The sequence below is a fragment of the Streptomyces sp. NPDC004327 genome (genome assembly GCF_042873935.1).
In the GTDB taxonomy this organism is placed as follows: Bacteria; Actinomycetota; Actinomycetes; order Streptomycetales; family Streptomycetaceae; genus Streptomyces.
In genome coordinates this window covers 395,059-413,040 of record NZ_JBIAME010000008.1, presented here as the reverse complement: position 1 = coordinate 413,040, position 17,982 = coordinate 395,059, and the positions used below count along the sequence as shown (strand labels likewise).

Sequence of the window (17,982 nt, the reverse complement as noted above, 5' to 3'; positions counted from 1 at the left end):
CCGCAATCCCTATCGTCGTCCATGATGCGGATCGCGCGCCAAGTGGATAGTCGGCGCGCAGGGGTTTCGTGACGGTACTGGTGCAGAACGTGAGGCCCGAAATCTGGCGAATCGTCAGGGATCTTGCGGTATGCGGGGGCTGACGGAGGCTTGGCCGGAGCCGTGCAAATCAAATGATGAAAGTCGGGCCGGAAGGGTGACGGCCGGGGCGTACGGGTGAACGGGGCCCTGGGTACGATGCCGACGCAGCCGCAGTACGGGGGAGTCTCTTGTTCGGAATAGTCAGGCCCTGCACCCATCGCCTCACCGAGAACCTCAAGGTGGAGTGGATGGCGCATCTGTGCGGCCTCTGTCTCGCACTTCGCGCCGACCACGGGCAGTTCGCCCGGGTCGTCACCAACTACGACGGCCTGATCGTCTCGGTCCTGACGGAGGCTCAGACCGGGCCCACCGGGGCCGGACGCCGCACCGCCGGGCCCTGCCCGCTGCGTCAGATGCGGACCGCGCCCGTCGCGCGCGGCGAGGGCGCGCGGCTCGCCGCCGCCGTCTCGCTCGTCCTCGCCTCCGCGAAGATCCGCGACCACGTCGCCGACCGGGACGGCCTGTTGGCCCGCCGGCCGGTCGCCGCCGCGGCCCGCCGGGTCGCCCGCTCCTGGGACCGGGCCGGCGCCCGCACCGGGCGGGAGCTCGGCTTCGACACCGCCGTCCTGCTCGACGCGGTGGACCGGCAGACCGGCATCGAGGCGCTCGCCGGGCCCGGCACGCCGCTGCTCGTCGTCACCGAGCCGACCGAGACCGCGACCGCCGCCGCCTTCGCGCACACCGCGGTGCTCGCCGGCCGCCCCGGCAACGCCGCGCCCCTCGCCGAGGCCGGCCGCCTCTTCGGGCGCCTCGCCCACCTCCTCGACGCCGTCGAGGACCAGGCCGCCGACGCCGCCGCCGGCTCCTGGAACCCGCTCACCGCGACCGGCACCTCCCGCGAGGAGGCCCGCCGGCTCGCCGACGACGCGCTGCACGGCATCCGGCTCGCGCTGAAGGACGCCGACTTCGCGGACGGCCGGCTCGCCCATGTGCTCCTCGCCCACGAGCTGCGCACCTCCATCGACCGCGCCTTCGGCACGACGAGCTGCTCGCACGCCGCGCCCGGAGCCCAGGGGCAGGCGCACGCGCACGGCCAGGGGAGCGGGCACGCGCACGGGCAGGGGCCGGTGCCGGGCAACCCGTACGCCACGCCCGGGAACCCGTACGGCCAGGGCAACCCCTACGCCACGCCCGGCCCGGGCGGCCCCGGCGGGCCGTACCACCCCGGTCCGGGCGGGCCCGGCGGCCCCGGCGGCGGCGGTCCCTGGGGCCCGCTCCCGCCCGAGCCGCCGAACCGGCGCCGCGGCACGATCGCGGGCTGCGCCGTCTTCCTGGGCCTCGCCTGCACCTGCCAGCTGTGCTGCGGCAGCTACGAGGACCCGTGGAGCCGGCAGCGCCGCGAGGGCCTGTGCGCCCAGTGCGACTGTGGCGACTGCGAGGGGTGCGGCGACTGCTGCAACTGCTGCAGCAACTGCTCGTCCTGCTGTGACGGGGACGGCTGCTGCGGTTGCGACGGCTGTGACGGGTGCGACTGCGGCTGCGACTGCTGAGCCCGGCCGGGCCCGCCCTCGGGCGCGCCCGCGCGGGAGCTCACTTCGTCGGCGCGGGCAGCTCCGGCGGGGAGATCCGGGACTGCGCGATGCCGGAGTCCGTCACGCTCCACTTCCGCAGGATGCGGTCGTAACTGCCGTCCGCCTTCAGGCCGTTCACGGCCGCCTGGAAGGCGGGGGCGAGCGGGGTGCCCTTCTTGAAGGCGAAGCCGACGTCGAGACGGCGGTACTCGTTCAGGAACTTCGTGCCCGGCTGCTGCTTCACCGCGTAGCGCAGGCCGTTGATGGTGCTCATCACGACATCGGTGCGGCCCTGCTGGAGCGACATCCAGATCGCGGCCGAGTCGTTGTAGACGTTCACCTCGTACGGCTGCTTGCCGGCCGCCGCGCAGCGGGCCTTGTTCCGCTCCAGCGTCTGCTCGAACGTGGTGCCCGCGCCGGTGCCCACGCGCAGGCCGCAGAGCTGGGTGAGGTCGGTGACGGCGGTCAGCTTGCTGTCGGCGCGGGCGGCGAAGCCCTGGCCGTCGTTGATGTAGGTGACGAAGTCGATGGTCTTGCGGCGCTCCTCCGTGACGCCGAAGTTGCCCGTACCGACGTCGTACTTGCCGCTGCCGAGCGCCGGCAGGATCGTCTCGAACGCGGCCACCTCGCGCTTCACGTCCAGGCCGAGCGCCTTGGCGACGGCGGCCGAGAGGTCGGCGTCGAGGCCTACGACGGTCTTCCCGTCGGGCAGATAGGCGTTGCCGGGCGGGTTGCCGACGGCGGTGGCCAGGGTCAGCGTGCCGCGCTGCCGCACGTCGGCGGGGAGCAGCTTCGCCGCGGCCTCGTTCTTCCGTACGCCCGACACCACGTCCTCGGTCGGCAGCGCGTCCGGTGCGCCCGCCTGCCCGGCGGCGCCGGCCGGTGCGGTCACCGGCTCGCCGGTCCCGCAGGCGGTCAGGGCGAGCGCGGCGGCGGTGATCAGCGCGAACGCCAGGGTGTTGCGCTTCGTGCGGGTCGTGGGAGAGGTGCTCATGGGTTCGGGTTCTCCAGGTGCTTCTCGAACGGCAGCGATCCGAGCGACTCGGGATCGGCGTCGACGTCGAAGAGGGGGCGGTAGCCGGTCGCCAGATAGAGGCCGCGCGCCTCGGGCTGGCGGGGCCCGGTGGTCAGATGGATCCGGGTGTAGCCGCGGTCGGCGGCCTCCCGTTCGAGGACGGTCAGGACCCGGCGGGCGAGACCCCGTCTGCGGTGCCCGGAGTGGGTCCAGATCCTCTTGAGCTCGGCGGTGGTGTCGTCGTAGCGGCGGTACGCGCCGCCCGCCACCGGCCGGCCCTGCTCCAGGAGCAGCAGGAACGTGCCGGTCGGCGGCGCGAACTCCTCGGCCGGATAGCCGTACAGGTCGTCGGACGCGCCGTAGCGGGTCAGGTACTCGTGCGCCAGCTCGTCGAAGAGCGGGCGCGCCAGGGGGTCGGTGATCGTGGTCCGGTGCACGGACAGCACAAGGCTCATGGCGGTCCTTCAGGGAAGAACGCAGGGAAGAGGGCAGGGAGGAAGACAGGCGGGAAGCGAAGGGGAAAGCCAGGAGGAAAGCGAGAGGAAGGCGGCGAGGGACGCAGAGAAGGCGAGGGGCTCTAGCTCAGGCGCTCACGGCAGTGCGCGAATGAAGGCGCCGCGGGGAACCGCACGCGGACAGGCAGAACGCGGGCAGGCAGGACGCGGGCAGACAGAACGCAGGGGGTCGGCTCAACAGGAAGAGGACCACACACGACCGAGGTCGATGTGGGAGCGCGTGACCAGCCACTGCTGCGGATGCATGGCCCAAGTGGAACAGGCATCCGTTTCCCCGTCAACCACGATGAGACGAACGGCTCACCATCCGGACGCACTTGACAGCCCGCCGTGCGCCCGGCGTAGCGTGAGGACGCGGACCGCGCTGAGGGGCTCGGGTCCGCGGCTCACCGCGCGTGAAGGCGCACTCCCGTGTTCGATCCGTCTCTGGCATCCACGGAGCCTTCGCCATGTCCGCGATCCTCACCAAGACCCCTGCCCCCGCCCCGGGCCATCCATCCGGTGCCGCCGACCCTGCCGATCCCACCGGTCCCGCCGGGGAACCGGCGCTCCGCATCGTCCCCGCCCGCCGCGCCGGACAGTGGACCGCCGCCGGCGCCGTCCTCGTCCTGGCCGCGCTCGGGCTCTGGTCCGTCGCCACCAACCGGGCCTTCCAATGGGACGTGGTCGGCGACTACTTCACCTCCACCGCCGTGCTGCGCGGCCTCGGCCTCACCCTGTGGCTGACCGCCCTCGTGATGGCCCTCGGCTTCGTCCTCGGCACCCTGCTCGCCGTCCTCAGACTCTCCGCCAACCCCGTGCTGCGCGCCGTCAGCTGGGGCTACGTCTGGTTCTTCCGCTCCACGCCGATCCTGGTCCAGCTGCTGTTCTGGTTCAACATCGGCGCCCTCTACCCCACCGTCCTCGGCATCCACACGGTCAACCTCCTCGGCCCCGTCGCCGTCGCCGTCATCGGCCTCACCCTCCACGAGGCCGCGTACGCCGCCGAGGTCGTCCGCGGCGGCATCCTCTCCGTCGACCGCGGCCAGATCGAGGCCGCACAGTCGCTCGGCCTCGGCCGGTGGCGCCGGCTCACCCGGATCGTGCTGCCGCAGGCCATGAAGTCGATCGTGCCGCCCGCCGGGAACATGCTGATCGGCACCCTCAAGGGCACCTCGATCGTCTCCGTCATCGCCGTCCAGGACCTGCTCTACTCCACCCAGCTCGTCTACCACCGCACCTACCAGGTCATCCCGCTGCTCCTGGTCGCCACCCTCTGGTACGTCCTGGTCACCTCCGTCCTGAGCGTCGGCCAGGCCTACGTCGAGAAGTACTACGCGCGCGGCACGGCGGGCCCGGGCGGTGCCCGATGAGCGACGCCCGCGCCGGACGTCCCGGCCGCTCCCGCCGCTCGATCGTCGTCGTCGGCGCCGGGCCCCGCGGCACCGGCTTCCTCGAACGGCTCGCCGCCAACCTGCCCGAGCTGTACGGGGACGAGCCCCTGGACGTCCACCTCGTCGACCCGTACCCGGCCGGCCCCGGACGGATCTGGCGCACCGCCCAGTCCCCGCTGCTCTGGATGAACTCCCGGGCCGAGGACGTCACCATGTTCACCGACGAGACCGTCGAGCTCGACGGTCCGGTACGCCCCGGGCCCACCCTCGCCGACTGGGCCGGGCTCGACGGCGCCACCTTCCCCAGCCGCACCCGGCAGGGCGCCTATCTGCGCTGGGTCCACGAACGGGCCCGCGCCGCCCTGCCGTCCACCGTCACCGTGCACGAACACCGCACCACCGCCCGGCGCGTGACCGGGCCGCGCGACGGGCGCCAGCGCGTCTGGCTGGCCGACCGCGCCGCGCCCCTCCACGCCGATCTCGTCGTCCTCACCCTCGGCCACCTCGACGCCCGCCCCGACGAACGGCAGCGCGAACTCACCGCCTTCGCCGCCCGGCACGGCCTGGTCCACCTGCCGCCGGACTTCACCGCCGACGCCGACCTGTCCGCGCTGCGGGCCGGCGAGCCGGTCCTGGTCCGCGGCTTCGGACTCGGCTTCGTCGACCTGATGGTGCTGCTCACCGAGGGCCGCGGCGGACGGTACGAGGAGCGGGGCGACGGCGACGGGAGCCTGGTGTACGTGCCGTCCGGCCGCGAGCCCGTGCTGCACGTCGGATCGCGCCGCGGCGTCCCGTACCACTCCAAGATCGGCTACGAGCTCGACGGCACACCGCCGCCGCTGCCCCGCTTCCTCGGCCCCGCCCAGGTCGATGCCCTCCTTCAGTCCGCCGGACCGCTCGACTTCCGGCGCGACGTGTGGCCGCTCGTCGCCAAGGAGCTGGGCTGGGCCCACTACCACCGGCTGTTCGCCGCCCACCCCGAGCGGACCGCCATCGCCTGGACCGACTTCGAGGAGAAGTACGCGGCCGCCGCCCCGGCCGGCCCGGAACTCGACGCCCTCGTCGCCGCCGCCGTCCCCGATCCGGCCGACCGGCTCGACCTGGACGCCCTCGACCGGCCGCTCGACGGGGTGCGGTACGCCACGGCCGAGGCCCTCCAGGACGGACTGCGCCGCTACGTCACCGACGACCTGATACGCCGTCACGACCCGGCCCACAGTGCCGACCTGGCCGTCTTCGGCGCCCTGCTCTCCGTCTACGGTCAGCTGGCCCGGCTCGGCGACCTCGGCACCGGCGGCACCTGGTGGCACGGCTTCTTCAGCTACCTCGCCTCCGGCCCGCCCGGCCCCCGGCTGCACCAGCTCCGCGCGCTCTCCGAGGCCGGGATCGTCCGCTTCCTCGGCGCCGACGTCACCGTCGGGACCGACGAGGAGCGGGGCGTCTTCCGGGCCTCCTCGCCGAGCCTGCCGGGGGAGTGGACCGAGGCCCGCGCCCTCGTCGAGGCCCGGCTCCCCGACCCCACGGTCACCCTGACCGCGAGCCCGCTGCTCCGCGCCCTGCACGAGGACGGGGCCCGGGCCACCGAGGCCGGGCTGCTCGCCGTCGACCCCGGCGACGGGCGCGTCCTCGGGCGCGACGGGCGCCCGCACCCGCGCCGCTTCGCGCTCGGCCCGCACACCACCGCCCGTACCGGCGCGGCCTTCACCCGGCCCCGCACCGGCGGCCTCGCCTTCCGCCAGAACGACCGGACCGCGCGCACCGCGCTCGCGCTCCTGCGCGAGCTGTCGTCCTGTACGGCGGACCCGCAGCCCCAGACGCCCGCCCCGCTCGGCGCCTAGGGGGTGTCTCGTCGGTCAGGCCGGGCTCGCGGCCTGACCGACAAGAGACCCCCTGCCCTCCCGTCCGCGCGCCCCTTCCCGTCTCCGAGGTACCTCCATGTCTCTCACCAGCGATCCACCGGTCAGCGATCCACCCGCCGGGCTCGCCCCGCAGCCGGCCCCCGCGGCCGCCGCCGCGCCCGCCGTCCTCAAGGTCGTGCCCGTGCGCCGGCCGTGGCGCTGGGTGGCCGTCGCCGCCACCGCCGTCGTGCTCGCCCAGTTCCTGCACGGCCTGGTCACCAACCCCGGCTGGGAGTGGGACGTCTTCGCCCGCTACGTCACCGCCGACGCCATCCTCCGGTCCGTCTGGGTCACCCTCCAGCTCACCTTCTACGGCACCGCGCTCGGCTTCGCGCTCGGGATCGTGCTCGCCTTCATGCGGCTGTCCGCCAGCCCGTTCCTGCGGGCCGTCGCCTTCGGCTACATCTGGGCCTTCCGCTCGATCCCGCTCATCGTGCAGCTGCTCTTCTGGTTCAACCTGGCCTACCTCTACAAGGAGCTGAGCCTCGGCATCCCCTTCGGGCCGAGCCTGTGGTCCTTCGACACCATGGGCCTGGTCGGCGCGATGAGCGCGGCCGTCCTCGGACTCGCCCTGCACCAGGCGGCGTACGCGGCGGAGATCGTCCGCGGCGGAGTGCTCGCCGTGGACGGCGGGCAGCTGGAGGCGGCGGCCGCGCTCGGCATCCCGCGGCTGCGGCAGCTGCGCCGGATCGTGCTGCCGCAGGCCATGCGAGCGATCCTGCCCAACGCCGCCAACGAGATCATCTCGCTCTTCAAGGGCACCTCGATCGTCTCCGTCATGGCGATCGGCGAGCTCTTCTACCAGGTCCAGGTCGTCTACGGCCGCAACGGCCGGGTCGTCCCGCTCCTGATGGTCGCCACCGCCTGGTACGTCCTGCTGACCACGGTGCTCTCCGTCGTCCAGCACTACGTCGAACGTCACTACGCCAAGGGGAGCACCCGATGAGCACCGCCACCGCGGCCACCACGGCCGCCACCGCCACCGCCACCGCCGGGCCCGAGGCCAAGGTCCGACTCCGCGCCGTACGCAAGAGCTTCGGCGCCGTCGAGGTGCTGCGCGGCGTCGACCTCGACGTGCGGCCCGGCGAGGTCACCGTCGTCCTCGGCCCGTCCGGCTCCGGCAAGTCCACCCTGCTGCGCACCATCAACCATCTGGAGAAGGTCGACAGCGGCACGATCAGCGTCGACGGCACCCTCGTCGGCTACCGGCGCTCCGGCGACAAGCTGTACGAGCTGCGCGAGCGCGAGATCCTGCGGCAGCGCACCCGGATCGGCTTCGTCTTCCAGAACTTCCACCTCTTCCCGCACCTCACCGTCCTGGAGAACATCACCGAGGCCCCGGTCTCCGCCCTGAAGCGCCCCCGCAAGGAGGCCGAGGCGGCCGCCCTCGCCCTGCTCGACCGGGTCGGCCTCGCCGACAAGGCCGCGGCCTATCCCAAGCAGTTGTCCGGCGGGCAGCAGCAGCGGGTGGCCATCGCCCGCGCGCTCGCCCTCGAACCGGGCCTGCTGCTCTTCGACGAGCCGACCTCCGCGCTCGACCCCGAGCTGGTCGGCGAGGTCCTCGACGTCATCAAGGACCTGGCCGCCGCCGGCACCACCATGATCGTCGTCACGCACGAGATCGGCTTCGCGCGCGAGGTCGCCGACACGGTCGTCTTCATGGACGGGGGCCGGATCGTCGAACAGGGCCCGCCCGCCGAGGTCCTCGACAGCCCGCGCCACGAGCGCACCCGCGCCTTCCTCTCCAAGGTCCTGTGACACCCCCCTCCTCCGCACCCACCAGGAGTCCCGCCATGCGCACCCGCCGCACCCTGCTGACCGCCCTCGCCCCGCTCGCCGCCCTCGGCCTGCTCACCGCCTGCGGCGCGAGCGACACCGCCACCGACCAGGTCGTGCCCAAGGGGCAGAAGGGCGGCACCGCGATCAACCTCGGCCCGGACCAGAAGCGCGTCCACACCGCGAAGGTCGACGCGATCGCCGCCCGGCTCCCCGCGGCCGTCCGCGCCCGCGGCACGCTCCAGATCGGCGTGTCCACCAACAGCTCGCCGCCGCTCGCCTTCTACGCCACCGACGACAGAACCCCGATCGGCGTCGAGATCGACCTCGCCACGCTCGTCGCCGACACCCTCGGCGTGAAGCCGGAGTTCGCCCTGGTCTCCTGGGAGAACCTCTTCGTCGGCCTCGACAGCGGCAAGTTCGACGCCGTCTTCTCCAACGTGACGGTGACGGAGGAGCGCAAGGACAAGTACGACTTCGCCACCTACCGTCTCGACGACCTGGCCTTCGAGGCGAAGAAGGGCTCCGGCTGGAAGGTCGCGGGGCCCGCCGACGTCGCCGGGAAGACCATCGCGGTCGGCTCCGGCACCAACCAGGAGAAGATCCTGGTCGACTGGAGCCGGCAGAACGAGAAGGCCGGCCGCAAGCCCGTCGACATCAAGTACTTCCAGAACCAGACCGACTCCTACCTGGCGATCCAGTCCGGCCGCATCGACGCCTACCTCGGCCCGAACCCGACCGCCGCCTACCACGTGGCCTCGGCCGGCCAGACCGAGGTCGTGGGGAAGTTCTCGGGCGCCGGCGCCCGCCTCCAGGGCAAGATCGCCGCCACGACGAAGAAGGACAGCGGCCTCGTCGCCGCCTACCAGGCCGCGCTGAACCACGTCATCGAGAACGGCACGTACGCACAGGTCCTGGAGCGGTGGGGGCTGAGCGGAGAGGCGGTGACCTCCTCCGAGATCAACCCGCCCGGTCTGCCCCGCACCGGCAACTGACCTGTGGAAAGGTGACACACCATGAGTACGGATGCATCCCAGGACTGGCAGCACTGGCACGAGCAGCGCGTCGCCGCCGTCGCCTCGTCGTACGGTCCGCTCTCGCTGACCGGCACCCACTGGCTCTCGGACTTCCCGGACGGGCGAATTCCGGCCGTTCCCGGCCAGTGGCGGGCGGACGGTGACGAGGTGGTCCTCACCGCGGGCGCCGAGGACGCGGTGACCGTCGACGGCAAGCCGCTGATCGGCACGGTCCGGCTGACCGCCGACCACGCGCCGATCCACGAGTCCCGGGCCGAGTCGGCCGGGCGGCGGCTCGTCGTGCTGCGCCGCGAAGGCGAGTGGGCGGTACGGGACTTCGACCCCGAGTCCGAGGCGCGCCGCGCCTTCCGGGGCATCGAGGCCACGCCGTACGACGAGCGGTGGGTGCGGCCCGGGGTGTTCCGGCCGTACGCGGAGGACCGGCACGTCCGGGTGGAGAACGCCGACGGCAAGGAGCGCGGGCTGGGGCTCTCCGGCGAGCTGGTCTTCGATCTGCACGGCGCGGAGCACAGCCTCCGGGTGGCGGTGGAGGAGGACGGCACGCTGTGGGCGGTCTTCGCGGACGCCACGAGCGGACGGGACAGCTACCGCTTCCGTTTCCTGCGGCCGGAGGCGCCGGCGGCGGACGGCACGGTGACGGTGGACTTCAACCGGGCGCTGCTGCCGCCGTGCGCGTTCGTGTCGCACTTCATCTGCCCGTTCCCGCCGCCCGGGAACACGCTGGACACGGCCGTGCCGGCGGGGGAGCGGCAGGTCCTCACGGGCTGATCCGGGGCCGGTCACGACCCGGCCGGGGCGCGCGTACGGCTTCCGTTTGTCCGGCCGTTCGCGCGCCCCCGGCGTCTACACGTGTTGCGCGCGGTCTTGTGCGACCCGGTCGGTGAGGGCCACTATCGCTCGCGGTGCATGTCAGGAACACGTCACCTGACGGTGCCTCATGGGCCCGCCACCCACGGGCCTCTCCGCCGTATCCCGAAGGAGAACAGTGAGGACCACGCGCATCCGCCTGCTCGCCGTCGCCGCCGCCGTCACGGCCGCCACCGCCCTCGGTCTGCCCGGAGCCCAGGCCGCTCCCACCCCCGGTCCGGCGAGCGCCCAGGCGCTCGCCCGCGCCGACGCCGCCGTCCTGAAGGCGGACGTCGGCGGCACCGCCTGGTACACCGACCAGGCCACCGGCCGGCTCGTCGTCACCGCCGACGCCACCGTCTCCGACGCCGCGATCGCCCGGATCAAGCGGCAGGCCGGCGCCGACGCCGGCGCGCTGCGCATCGAACGCGCCCCCGGCGTCTTCAAGCCCCTGCTCGGCGCGGGCGACGCCATCTACGGCGGTGGCTACCGCTGCTCGCTCGGCTTCAACGTCAAGGACAGCGCCGGCGCGTACTACTTCCTGACCGCCGGCCACTGCGGCAACGTCGCCAAGACCTGGTACACCAACTCGGCGCAGACCACGCTGATCGGCGACACCGTCGGGTCCAGCTTCCCCGGCAACGACTACGCCCTGGTCCGCTACGACAACGCCTCGCTCGCCCACCCGGGCGGCTACACCGCCGCAGACGCCACCGTGGGCGAGTCCGTCTCCCGCCGCGGCTCCACCACCGGCGTGCACAACGGCACCGTCACCGGCCTCAACGCCACCGTCCATTACTCCAGCGGCGGCACCGTGAAGGGCCTCATCCAGACCAACGTCTGCGCCGAGCCCGGCGACTCGGGCGGTGCCCTCTACGACGGCACCAAGGCGCTCGGACTGACCTCCGGCGGCAGCGGCAACTGCTCGTCCGGCGGCACCACGTTCTTCCAGCCGGTGCCCGAGGCGCTCGCCAAGTACAACGTCAGCGTGTACTAGGCGCCCGCCGACTCCCGTACAGCGCAGGCTGGTTGACGGGCCGTACGGCCGAATGCCGCCCTTGCGGCGCGAAGTCGTACGGCTCGAGACTCCCCCACAGCGCCGGCCCGGACCGCCCCGGGCCGCGCCTCACGGGCCCGACACCCCACTGCGGGCCCCCGATTCCCCTCTGGAGGAACGACAAGTGAGGACCATGCGCACGACCCCCATGAGTGCCACCCGCACCACCCGGATGCTCGCCATCGCGGCCGGCCTCGCCGCCGCCGCGGCGCTCGCCGTCCCCACCGCGAGCGCGACCCCCACCCCCGTCATCGGCGCCGAGCAGCTCACCGCCGCGAGCGACGCCCTGCTCACCGCCGACGTGGCCGGCACCGCCTGGCGCGTCGACCCGGCGACCAAGACGGTGATCGTGACGGCCGACGCCACCGTCTCGCAGGCCGACCTCGCCAAGATCAAGCGCCAGGCCGGTGACAGCGCGGGCGCGCTGCGCATCGAGCGCACGGCCGGCAAGTTCAACAAGCTGATCTCCGGCGGCGACGCCATCTACGCCAGCAGCTGGCGCTGCTCGCTCGGCTTCAACGTCAAGGACAGCGCGGGCAACTACTACTTCCTCACCGCCGGCCACTGCACCGACGGCGCGGGCACCTGGTGGTCCAACTCGTCCCACTCCACCGTGCTCGGCACCACCGCCGGATCGAGCTTCCCCGGCAACGACTACGGCATCGTGCGCTACACCAACTCCACGGTGACCAAGTCCGGCACGGTCGGCAGCGTCGACATCACCAGCGCCGGCAACGCCACCGTCGGCCTGTCCGTCACCCGCCGCGGCTCCACCACCGGCATCCACGGCGGCACGGTCACCGGTCTGAACGCGACCGTGAACTACGGCGGCGGCGACATCGTCTCCGGCCTGATCCAGACCAACGTCTGCGCCGAGCCCGGCGACTCCGGCGGCCCGCTGTACTCCGGCAGCAAGGCCATCGGCCTCACCTCGGGCGGCAGCGGCGACTGCACCTCGGGCGGCACGACCTTCTTCCAGCCGGTGACGGAGGCGCTCAGCGCGTACGGCGTCAGCGTCTACTGATGCCGCAAGGCCGAGGCCCCCGCCGCGGCGGGGGCCTCGGTCCGGTCCGGGGCGGGGTCAGGCGCGGGCCTCGCCGACCTCTCCGGCGATCGGCTCCGTGTCCAGCTTCCGCTTCAGCGAGGACATCACCAGCGTGACGGCCGCGCCGGCCACCGCCCAGGCCGACAGGACCAGCATCGAGGCGGTCATGTCGTTGCCCTTGAAGTACGCGATCGAGCGTGCCGACCAGGTGCCCGCGCCCGGTGGCAGGGCCGGGCCGATCGCCCTCCAGAACGGCGGCAGCATCGGCAGCGGGAAGGCGCCGCCCGCGCTGGGGTTGCCCGCGATCACGATGAGCAGGATCGCCAGGCCGATGCCGACGATCCCGAACAGCGACTGCAGGGCGAGGGTGGCGGCGCCCACCGCGAAGACCACCAGCGCGCCCAGGCCCCACAGCGCGGCGATGCTGCCCGGCAGGGCGCCGAGGATCGGGCCGACGATGATCGCGCCGCCGAGGCCGCCGAGCACCGCGTAGAGCGCGAGCACGCCGAGCCGGATGATCGCCCGGTGCACGTTCGCGGGCCGGGCGCCGGCGCTGATCGCCAGGATCGCGGCGCAGATGTAGCCGCCGACGCACCAGCCGACGACCAGGTAGAAGGCGGAGAGCCCGTTGAAGTCCTGCCGCGAGGCCGGGGCCACGTCGACGGTCCGGACGGCGCGCTGGTTGGCCGCCTCCAGCTGGGTGAACATCTTCTGCAGCGTGGTGGAGAGCGCGGCGCCGCCGCCGGAGGCGACGAGCAGGGTGTCGGTGCGGCCCAGCGGGTCGACGATCAGGGCGCCGTCGATGTCCCGGTTCAGGATCTGGTCCTTGGCGGCCTCGGCGCTCGCGACCGTGCGCGGGTCGAGCGGATCACCGGGCAGCTTCGCCAGCCGGTCCGTGAGCACGGCGGCCGCCTGCTGCGGGGCGACCACGCCGAAGGGCACATCCGTGGGCTTCGGGCTGTGCAGGGCCCCGACATAGGAGGTGATGAACAGCAGCTGGAGGGCGAGGGTGCCCACGACCAGCAGGGCTGCCCGGGGGGTGACGGCGCTTTTCAGTTCGTCGACGAGGCTCATGCCCCCCAGGCTCGGGCGAGGCCGGTGTTTCCGCAGGTGGGGCAGGACCGAACGAGTTATCGTACGGACGTTCGAAATAGGCTACGCTGGGCCTGAGGGGGTGGGAACGTACGTACGATTTTCGAGAGACGTGGGAGGTGCGGCGCATGCCGGGGTTCACGCATCTGCACACCGCGTCGGGCTTCTCCACCCGCTACGGCGCCTCCCACCCGGCCCGCCTCGCCGCCCGCGCCGCCGAGCGCGGCATGGACGCCCTCGCCCTGACCGACCGCGACACCCTCGCGGGCGCGGTCCGCTTCGCCAAGGCGTGCGAGAAGGAGGGCGGCCGGCCGCTCTTCGGGGTGGACCTCGCATACGAGCCGCTCCTGGCCGCCGGCGCACCCGGCCCCGACGGCCCGGGCGCCACGCGGCGCGTGCCCGTGCGCGGCGGCGCCTTCGTCGACGAGTCCGCCCCCCGCGCCGTCTTCCTCGCCCGCTCCCGCACCGGCTGGGCCCAGCTCTGCGCGCTCGTCACCGCCGCCCACGCCCGCGCGGGGGAGGGGCCGCCCGTGCTGCCCCGGTCCGCCAACCACGGCGACGCGCTCTTCGTCCTGCTCGGGACCGGGTCCGACATCGGCCGCGCCCTCGCCGCCGGCCGCCCCGACCGGGCTGCGCGGCTGCTCGCGCCGTGGCGGGAGCGGTACGGGGACGCGCTGTGCCTGGAGGTCGTGGACCACGGGCGGCCCGGCACCGGGGCCGGTTCGCTGCGGCTCGCCGCCCGCACCCTCGGCTTCGCCGCCGAGCAGGGCGTGCGGCCCGTGCTCGGCAACGAGGTCCGCTACGCCGACCCCGGCCAGGGCCCCGTCGCCGACGTCCTCGACGCCGCCCGCCGGCTCGTCCCCGTCGACCCGCGCGCCGGGCTCGACAGCGGGGAGGCGTGGCTCAAGGGCGCCGACGACATGCTGGCCGTCGCCGAGCGGGTCGTGGCGGCCGCGGGCTTCGGCCGGGAGGCCGCGTACCGGCTCCTGGAGCGGACCGCCGAGGTCGCCGCGGCCTGTGTGGTCGACCCCGAGGACGACCTCGGGATGGGCTCCGCGCACTTCCCGGAGCCGCACCTCGTCGGCGCCGCCCATCGCACCGCCCAGCGCGTGCTCGCCTCCCGGGCCGCCGCCGGCCTGCTCCTCAAGGGCTACGACCGCCGCCCCGACCGCCGCGTCTACTGGGACCGGATGCACCACGAGCTCGACATCATCGCCCACCACGGCTTCGCCGGCTACTTCCTGACGGTCGCCCGGGTCGTCGAGGACGTGCGGGAGATGGGCATCCGGGTGGCCGCCCGCGGCTCCGGCGCCGGCTCCCTCGTCAACCACCTCCTCGGCATCGCCCACGCCGACCCGGTCGAGCACGGCCTGCTGATGGAACGCTTCCTGTCCAAGCGCCGCACCGCCCTGCCCGACATCGACATCGACGTCGAGTCCGCCCGCCGCCTGGAGGTCTACCGCGCGATCATCGGCCGCTTCGGCGCCGAACGGATCGCCACCGTCTCCATGCCCGAGACCTACCGGGTCCGCCACGCCGTACGGGACGTGGGCGCCGCCCTGTCCATGGACCCGGCCCGGATCGACGAGATCGCCAAGGCGTTCCCGCACATCCGCGCCCGCGACGCCCGCGCAGCCCTCGACGAACTGCCCGAACTGCGCGAGCTCAAGGAGGAGTTGCGGGACCAGGGCCGGTTCTGGGAGCTGGTCGAGGCCCTCGACGCGCTGCCCCGCGGCACCGCCATGCACCCCTGCGGCGTGCTCCTCTCGGACGCCTCGCTGCTCACCCGCACCCCCGTCGTGCCCACCAGCGGCGAGGGACTGCCCATGTCGCAGTTCGACAAGGAGGACGTGGAGGACCTCGGTCTGCTCAAGCTCGACGTCCTCGGGGTGCGGATGCAGTCCGCGATGGCGCACGCCGTCGCCGAGGTCGAGCGCGTCACCGGCACCCGCCCGGACATCGACGCCGTCCCGCCCGGCGACCCCGACACCTACCGGCTCATCCGCTCCACCGAGACCCTCGGCTGCTTCCAGATCGAGTCGCCCGGCCAGCGCGACCTGGTGGGCCGGCTCCAGCCCGAGACCTTCCACGACCTCGTCGTCGACATCTCCCTCTTCCGGCCGGGACCGGTCGCCGCCGACATGGTCCGCCCGTTCATCGCGGCCCGGCACGGCCGCGCGCCGGTCCGCTACCCGCACCCCGACCTGGCGGACGCCCTGAAGGAGACCTACGGCGTCGTCGTCTTCCACGAGCAGATCATCGAGATCGTCAGCATCATGACCGGCTGCGGCCGCGACGAGGCCGACCAGGTGCGCCGCGGGCTCTCCCACCCCGAGTCGCAGGGCCGGATCAAGGCCTGGTTCGCCCAGCAGGCCTCGGCGCGCGGGTACGAGGACGAGACCGTCGCCCGCACCTGGGAGATCGTCGAGGCGTTCGGCTCGTACGGCTTCTGCAAGGCGCACGCGGTGGCCTTCGCCGTGCCGACCTACCAGTCGGCCTGGCTCAAGGCGCACCACCCGGCCGCCTTCTACGCCGGGCTGCTCACCCACGACCCCGGCATGTACCCGAAGCGGCTGCTGCTCGCGGACGCCCGGCGGCGCGGGGTGCCCGTGCTGCCGCTCGACGTGAACCGGTCGGCGGCCGCCCATCGCATCGAACTGGTGTCCGATGGCGGCTCGGAGAGCTGGGGCCTCCGGCTCGGCCTCACCGACGTCCACGGCATCAGCGAGGCCGAGAGCGCCCGGATCGAGGCCGGACAGCCCTACGCCTCCCTGCTCGACTTCTGGGAACGGGCCCGCCCGCGCAAGCCCGTCGCCGAACGCCTCGCCCAGGTCGGCGCGCTCGACGCCTTCGGCGCCAACCGCCGCGACCTGCTCCTGCACCTGACCGAACTCCACCGCGTCCAGCGCGGCGCCGCCTCCTACGGCGGACAGCTCCCGCTCGCCCAGGGCCGCCGCACCGCCCCCGTCGGCCTGCCCGACCTCGACGAGACCGAACGGCTCAGCGCCGAACTCGGCATCCTCGGCATGGACGCCTCCCGCCACCTCATGGGCGACCACCGGGCCTTCCTGCGCGAACTCGGCGTGGTCTCCGCCGAACGGCTGCGCTCGGCCCGGCACGGCCAGGTCGTCCTGGTCGCCGGCGCCAAGGCGGCCACCCAGACCCCGCCCATCCGCTCCGGCAAGCGGGTCATCTTCACCACCCTCGACGACGGCACCGGCCTCGTCGACCTCGCCTTCTTCGACGACTCCCACGAACGCTGCGCCCACACCGTCTTCCACTCCTGGCTGCTGCTCGTCAGGGGCGTGGTCCAGCGGCGCGGCCCGCGCAGCCTCAGCGTGGTCGGCTCCGCCGCCTGGAACCTCGCCGAGCTGGCCGAACTGCGGGAGAGCGGCGGCCTGCCGGCGGTGGGCGAACGGCTCTCGGAAGAGCCCGTGTCCGTGCCGGGCGACGCCGACGACGGGCGGCGGATCACCATGTCCACCGGCTACGCGATGAACCCCTGGGCCGACCTCCGGCCGGCCGGGGAAGGCGCCGCGACACCGGCGCGCAAGCTCTGGCACAGCAGCCCGGGGAGCGCCGGATGATCCTCTGCGTACGGTTCCGGCTCGACCCGGCGCGGGAGGTGATGCTCCCGCGACTGATCGACCTGCTCGGCGCGTTCACCCCGCTCGTCGAGGCCGCCCCGCCCGCCGAGGCGCTCGCCGACGTGCGCGGCGCGCTGCGCTACTTCGGCTGGAGTCCGGCCGAACTCGGCTCGGTCATCCGGGTCCGGGCGCTCGCCCTGTACGGCGTCGACTGCGTCATCGGCGCCGGGCCCAACCCGATGCTCGCCCGGACGGCCGCCCGCGAGGCCCGGCCCGGCACCACCCTGGTCGTCGACGACCCGGCCGCCTTCCTGCGCGACCGGCCGGTCGTCGCACTCGACGGCGTCGGCCGCGCCACCGCCCGCACCCTCTGCGGCTACGGCCTCGACTCCGTCGGCCGGGTCGCGGACGCGCCGCTCGCCGTGCTCCAGCGCCTGGTCGGCGCCAGGGCCGGCCGCGAGCTGTGGGAACGCGCCCGCGGCATCGACCGCACCCCCGTCGTCCCCGGTGAGGTCTCCCGCTCCGTCGCCGCCGAACGCCCCTTCCCGTACGACGAACTGGACGCCGCCGCCCACCGCAGGGCGCTGCTCTCGCTCACCGCCGAACTGGGCGCCCGGATGCGGACCGAGGGCCAGGTGTGCCGCTCCCTCACGGTGACCGTCCGCTACGCGGACCGCACCACCTCCAGCCGCACCCGCGCCCTGCGCGAACCGACCGCCCACTCCCGCGACCTCACCGCCCTCGCCTACGCGATGTACGACTCCTTCGGCCTCCAGCGCGCCCGGGTCCGCGGCCTCGCCCTGCGCGCCGAGGGCCTCGCCCCCGCCGAACACGCCGCCCACCAGCTGACCTTCGACCCCACCGACGACAAGGCCCGACGCATCGAGGCGGTCGCGGACCGGGCCAGGGCGCGGTTCGGACCGAAGGCCGTGCTGCCGGGCTCGCTGGCGGCCTGACCCCGCCCGGGCGGGCCGACACGACACTTTTTACCGACGCGTAACTTCCCATCGGACGCTACCCGTACGTAACTTGGCTGAAAGCGAAGCGCATCCCCACTTGTGGTCCGGACCGCAGGGCGTACACCCCTCA

At 73.7% G+C, this 17,982-nt stretch carries 14 protein-coding genes; 11 read left to right on the top strand and 3 right to left on the bottom strand.

Annotation, left to right across the window (positions count from 1 at the left end; genetic code table 11):
- Positions 1–269: 269 nt before the first annotated feature.
- Positions 270–1,631: a DUF5685 family protein gene (locus ACFYU9_RS27985; RefSeq protein ID WP_389212461.1), complete on the top strand. Its 1,362-nt coding sequence runs from the start codon at positions 270–272 to the stop codon at positions 1,629–1,631.
- 40 nt (positions 1,632–1,671) lie between these two features.
- Here the strand turns inward: ACFYU9_RS27985 and ACFYU9_RS27980 are convergent, their stop codons facing one another.
- Positions 1,672–2,646: an ABC transporter substrate-binding protein gene (locus ACFYU9_RS27980; RefSeq protein WP_389346458.1), complete on the bottom strand. Its 975-nt coding sequence runs from the start codon at positions 2,644–2,646 to the stop codon at positions 1,672–1,674.
- Positions 2,643–3,122 (bottom strand): GNAT family N-acetyltransferase, encoded by a 480-nt coding sequence (locus ACFYU9_RS27975; protein WP_389212465.1) that lies wholly within the window; start codon positions 3,120–3,122, stop codon positions 2,643–2,645. Before ACFYU9_RS27975 ends, ACFYU9_RS27980 begins: the two co-directional genes overlap by 4 nt.
- Positions 3,123–3,631: 509 nt before the next feature.
- On the opposite strand from ACFYU9_RS27975, the gene ACFYU9_RS27970 reads away from it, so the two are divergent.
- The 8 genes from ACFYU9_RS27970 (at position 3,632) to ACFYU9_RS27935 (ending at position 12,193) form a co-directional block, all read left to right on the top strand.
- Positions 3,632–4,534 (top strand): amino acid ABC transporter permease, encoded by a 903-nt coding sequence (locus ACFYU9_RS27970; protein WP_389212467.1) that lies wholly within the window; start codon positions 3,632–3,634, stop codon positions 4,532–4,534.
- Positions 4,531–6,393 (top strand): FAD/NAD(P)-binding protein, encoded by a 1,863-nt coding sequence (locus ACFYU9_RS27965; RefSeq protein ID WP_389346456.1) that lies wholly within the window; start codon positions 4,531–4,533, stop codon positions 6,391–6,393. Before ACFYU9_RS27970 ends, ACFYU9_RS27965 begins: the two co-directional genes overlap by 4 nt.
- A gap of 97 nt (positions 6,394–6,490) precedes the next feature.
- A complete protein-coding gene (locus ACFYU9_RS27960; protein WP_389212471.1) occupies positions 6,491–7,399 on the top strand; it encodes an amino acid ABC transporter permease in 909 nt (302 codons plus the stop codon).
- Positions 7,396–8,211: an amino acid ABC transporter ATP-binding protein gene (locus tag ACFYU9_RS27955; RefSeq protein ID WP_389346454.1), complete on the top strand. Its 816-nt coding sequence runs from the start codon at positions 7,396–7,398 to the stop codon at positions 8,209–8,211. The genes ACFYU9_RS27960 and ACFYU9_RS27955 overlap by 4 nt, the downstream gene beginning before the upstream one ends.
- Positions 8,212–8,246: 35 nt before the next feature.
- On the top strand, positions 8,247–9,224 hold the full coding sequence (locus ACFYU9_RS27950) for an ABC transporter substrate-binding protein (RefSeq protein ID WP_389346452.1): 978 nt from the start codon (positions 8,247–8,249) through the stop codon (positions 9,222–9,224).
- A 21-nt stretch (positions 9,225–9,245) separates the two neighbouring features.
- Entirely contained in the window at positions 9,246–10,034 is a 789-nt protein-coding gene (locus tag ACFYU9_RS27945) for a DUF1684 domain-containing protein (RefSeq protein ID WP_389212478.1), read from the top strand.
- A gap of 169 nt (positions 10,035–10,203) precedes the next feature.
- Positions 10,204–11,109 carry a S1 family peptidase gene (locus ACFYU9_RS27940; protein WP_389346450.1) on the top strand — a complete coding sequence of 302 codons (906 nt, stop codon included), beginning with the start codon at positions 10,204–10,206 and terminating at the stop codon, positions 11,107–11,109.
- 184 nt (positions 11,110–11,293) lie between these two features.
- On the top strand, positions 11,294–12,193 hold the full coding sequence (locus ACFYU9_RS27935) for a S1 family peptidase (RefSeq protein WP_389212481.1): 900 nt from the start codon (positions 11,294–11,296) through the stop codon (positions 12,191–12,193).
- A 57-nt stretch (positions 12,194–12,250) separates the two neighbouring features.
- Here the strand turns inward: ACFYU9_RS27935 and ACFYU9_RS27930 are convergent, their stop codons facing one another.
- Positions 12,251–13,288, bottom strand: coding sequence for a DUF3533 domain-containing protein (locus tag ACFYU9_RS27930; RefSeq protein WP_389212483.1), 1,038 nt, complete (start codon positions 13,286–13,288; stop codon positions 12,251–12,253).
- Positions 13,289–13,434: 146 nt separating this feature from the next.
- Here ACFYU9_RS27930 and ACFYU9_RS27925 point away from each other — a divergent pair, with 146 nt between their 5' ends.
- Together ACFYU9_RS27925 and ACFYU9_RS27920 are read left to right on the top strand one after the other, a co-directional pair.
- Positions 13,435–16,893, top strand: a complete 3,459-nt coding sequence (locus ACFYU9_RS27925) for a DNA polymerase III subunit alpha (RefSeq protein WP_389212485.1) — start codon at positions 13,435–13,437, stop codon at positions 16,891–16,893.
- On the top strand, positions 16,890–17,849 hold the full coding sequence (locus ACFYU9_RS27920; RefSeq protein WP_389212487.1) for a hypothetical protein: 960 nt from the start codon (positions 16,890–16,892) through the stop codon (positions 17,847–17,849). Before ACFYU9_RS27925 ends, ACFYU9_RS27920 begins: the two co-directional genes overlap by 4 nt.
- The last annotated feature ends 133 nt before the right edge of the window (positions 17,850–17,982 follow it).

Bases quoted from the DNA above. Each gene is read 5' to 3' on its own strand.
- ACFYU9_RS27980 (WP_389346458.1), bottom strand. From the start codon at position 2,646: ATGAGCACCTCTCCCACGACCCGCACGAAGCGCAACACCCTGGCGTTC.
- ACFYU9_RS27975 (WP_389212465.1), bottom strand. From the start codon at position 3,122: ATGAGCCTTGTGCTGTCCGTGCACCGGACCACGATCACCGACCCCCTG.
- ACFYU9_RS27970 (WP_389212467.1), top strand. From the start codon at position 3,632: ATGTCCGCGATCCTCACCAAGACCCCTGCCCCCGCCCCGGGCCATCCA.
- ACFYU9_RS27965 (WP_389346456.1), top strand. From the start codon at position 4,531: ATGAGCGACGCCCGCGCCGGACGTCCCGGCCGCTCCCGCCGCTCGATC.
- ACFYU9_RS27960 (WP_389212471.1), top strand. From the start codon at position 6,491: ATGTCTCTCACCAGCGATCCACCGGTCAGCGATCCACCCGCCGGGCTC.
- ACFYU9_RS27955 (WP_389346454.1), top strand. From the start codon at position 7,396: ATGAGCACCGCCACCGCGGCCACCACGGCCGCCACCGCCACCGCCACC.
- ACFYU9_RS27950 (WP_389346452.1), top strand. From the start codon at position 8,247: ATGCGCACCCGCCGCACCCTGCTGACCGCCCTCGCCCCGCTCGCCGCC.
- ACFYU9_RS27945 (WP_389212478.1), top strand. From the start codon at position 9,246: ATGAGTACGGATGCATCCCAGGACTGGCAGCACTGGCACGAGCAGCGC.
- ACFYU9_RS27940 (WP_389346450.1), top strand. From the start codon at position 10,204: ATGGGCCCGCCACCCACGGGCCTCTCCGCCGTATCCCGAAGGAGAACA.
- ACFYU9_RS27930 (WP_389212483.1), bottom strand. From the start codon at position 13,288: ATGAGCCTCGTCGACGAACTGAAAAGCGCCGTCACCCCCCGGGCAGCC.
- ACFYU9_RS27925 (WP_389212485.1), top strand. From the start codon at position 13,435: ATGCCGGGGTTCACGCATCTGCACACCGCGTCGGGCTTCTCCACCCGC.
- ACFYU9_RS27920 (WP_389212487.1), top strand. From the start codon at position 16,890: ATGATCCTCTGCGTACGGTTCCGGCTCGACCCGGCGCGGGAGGTGATG.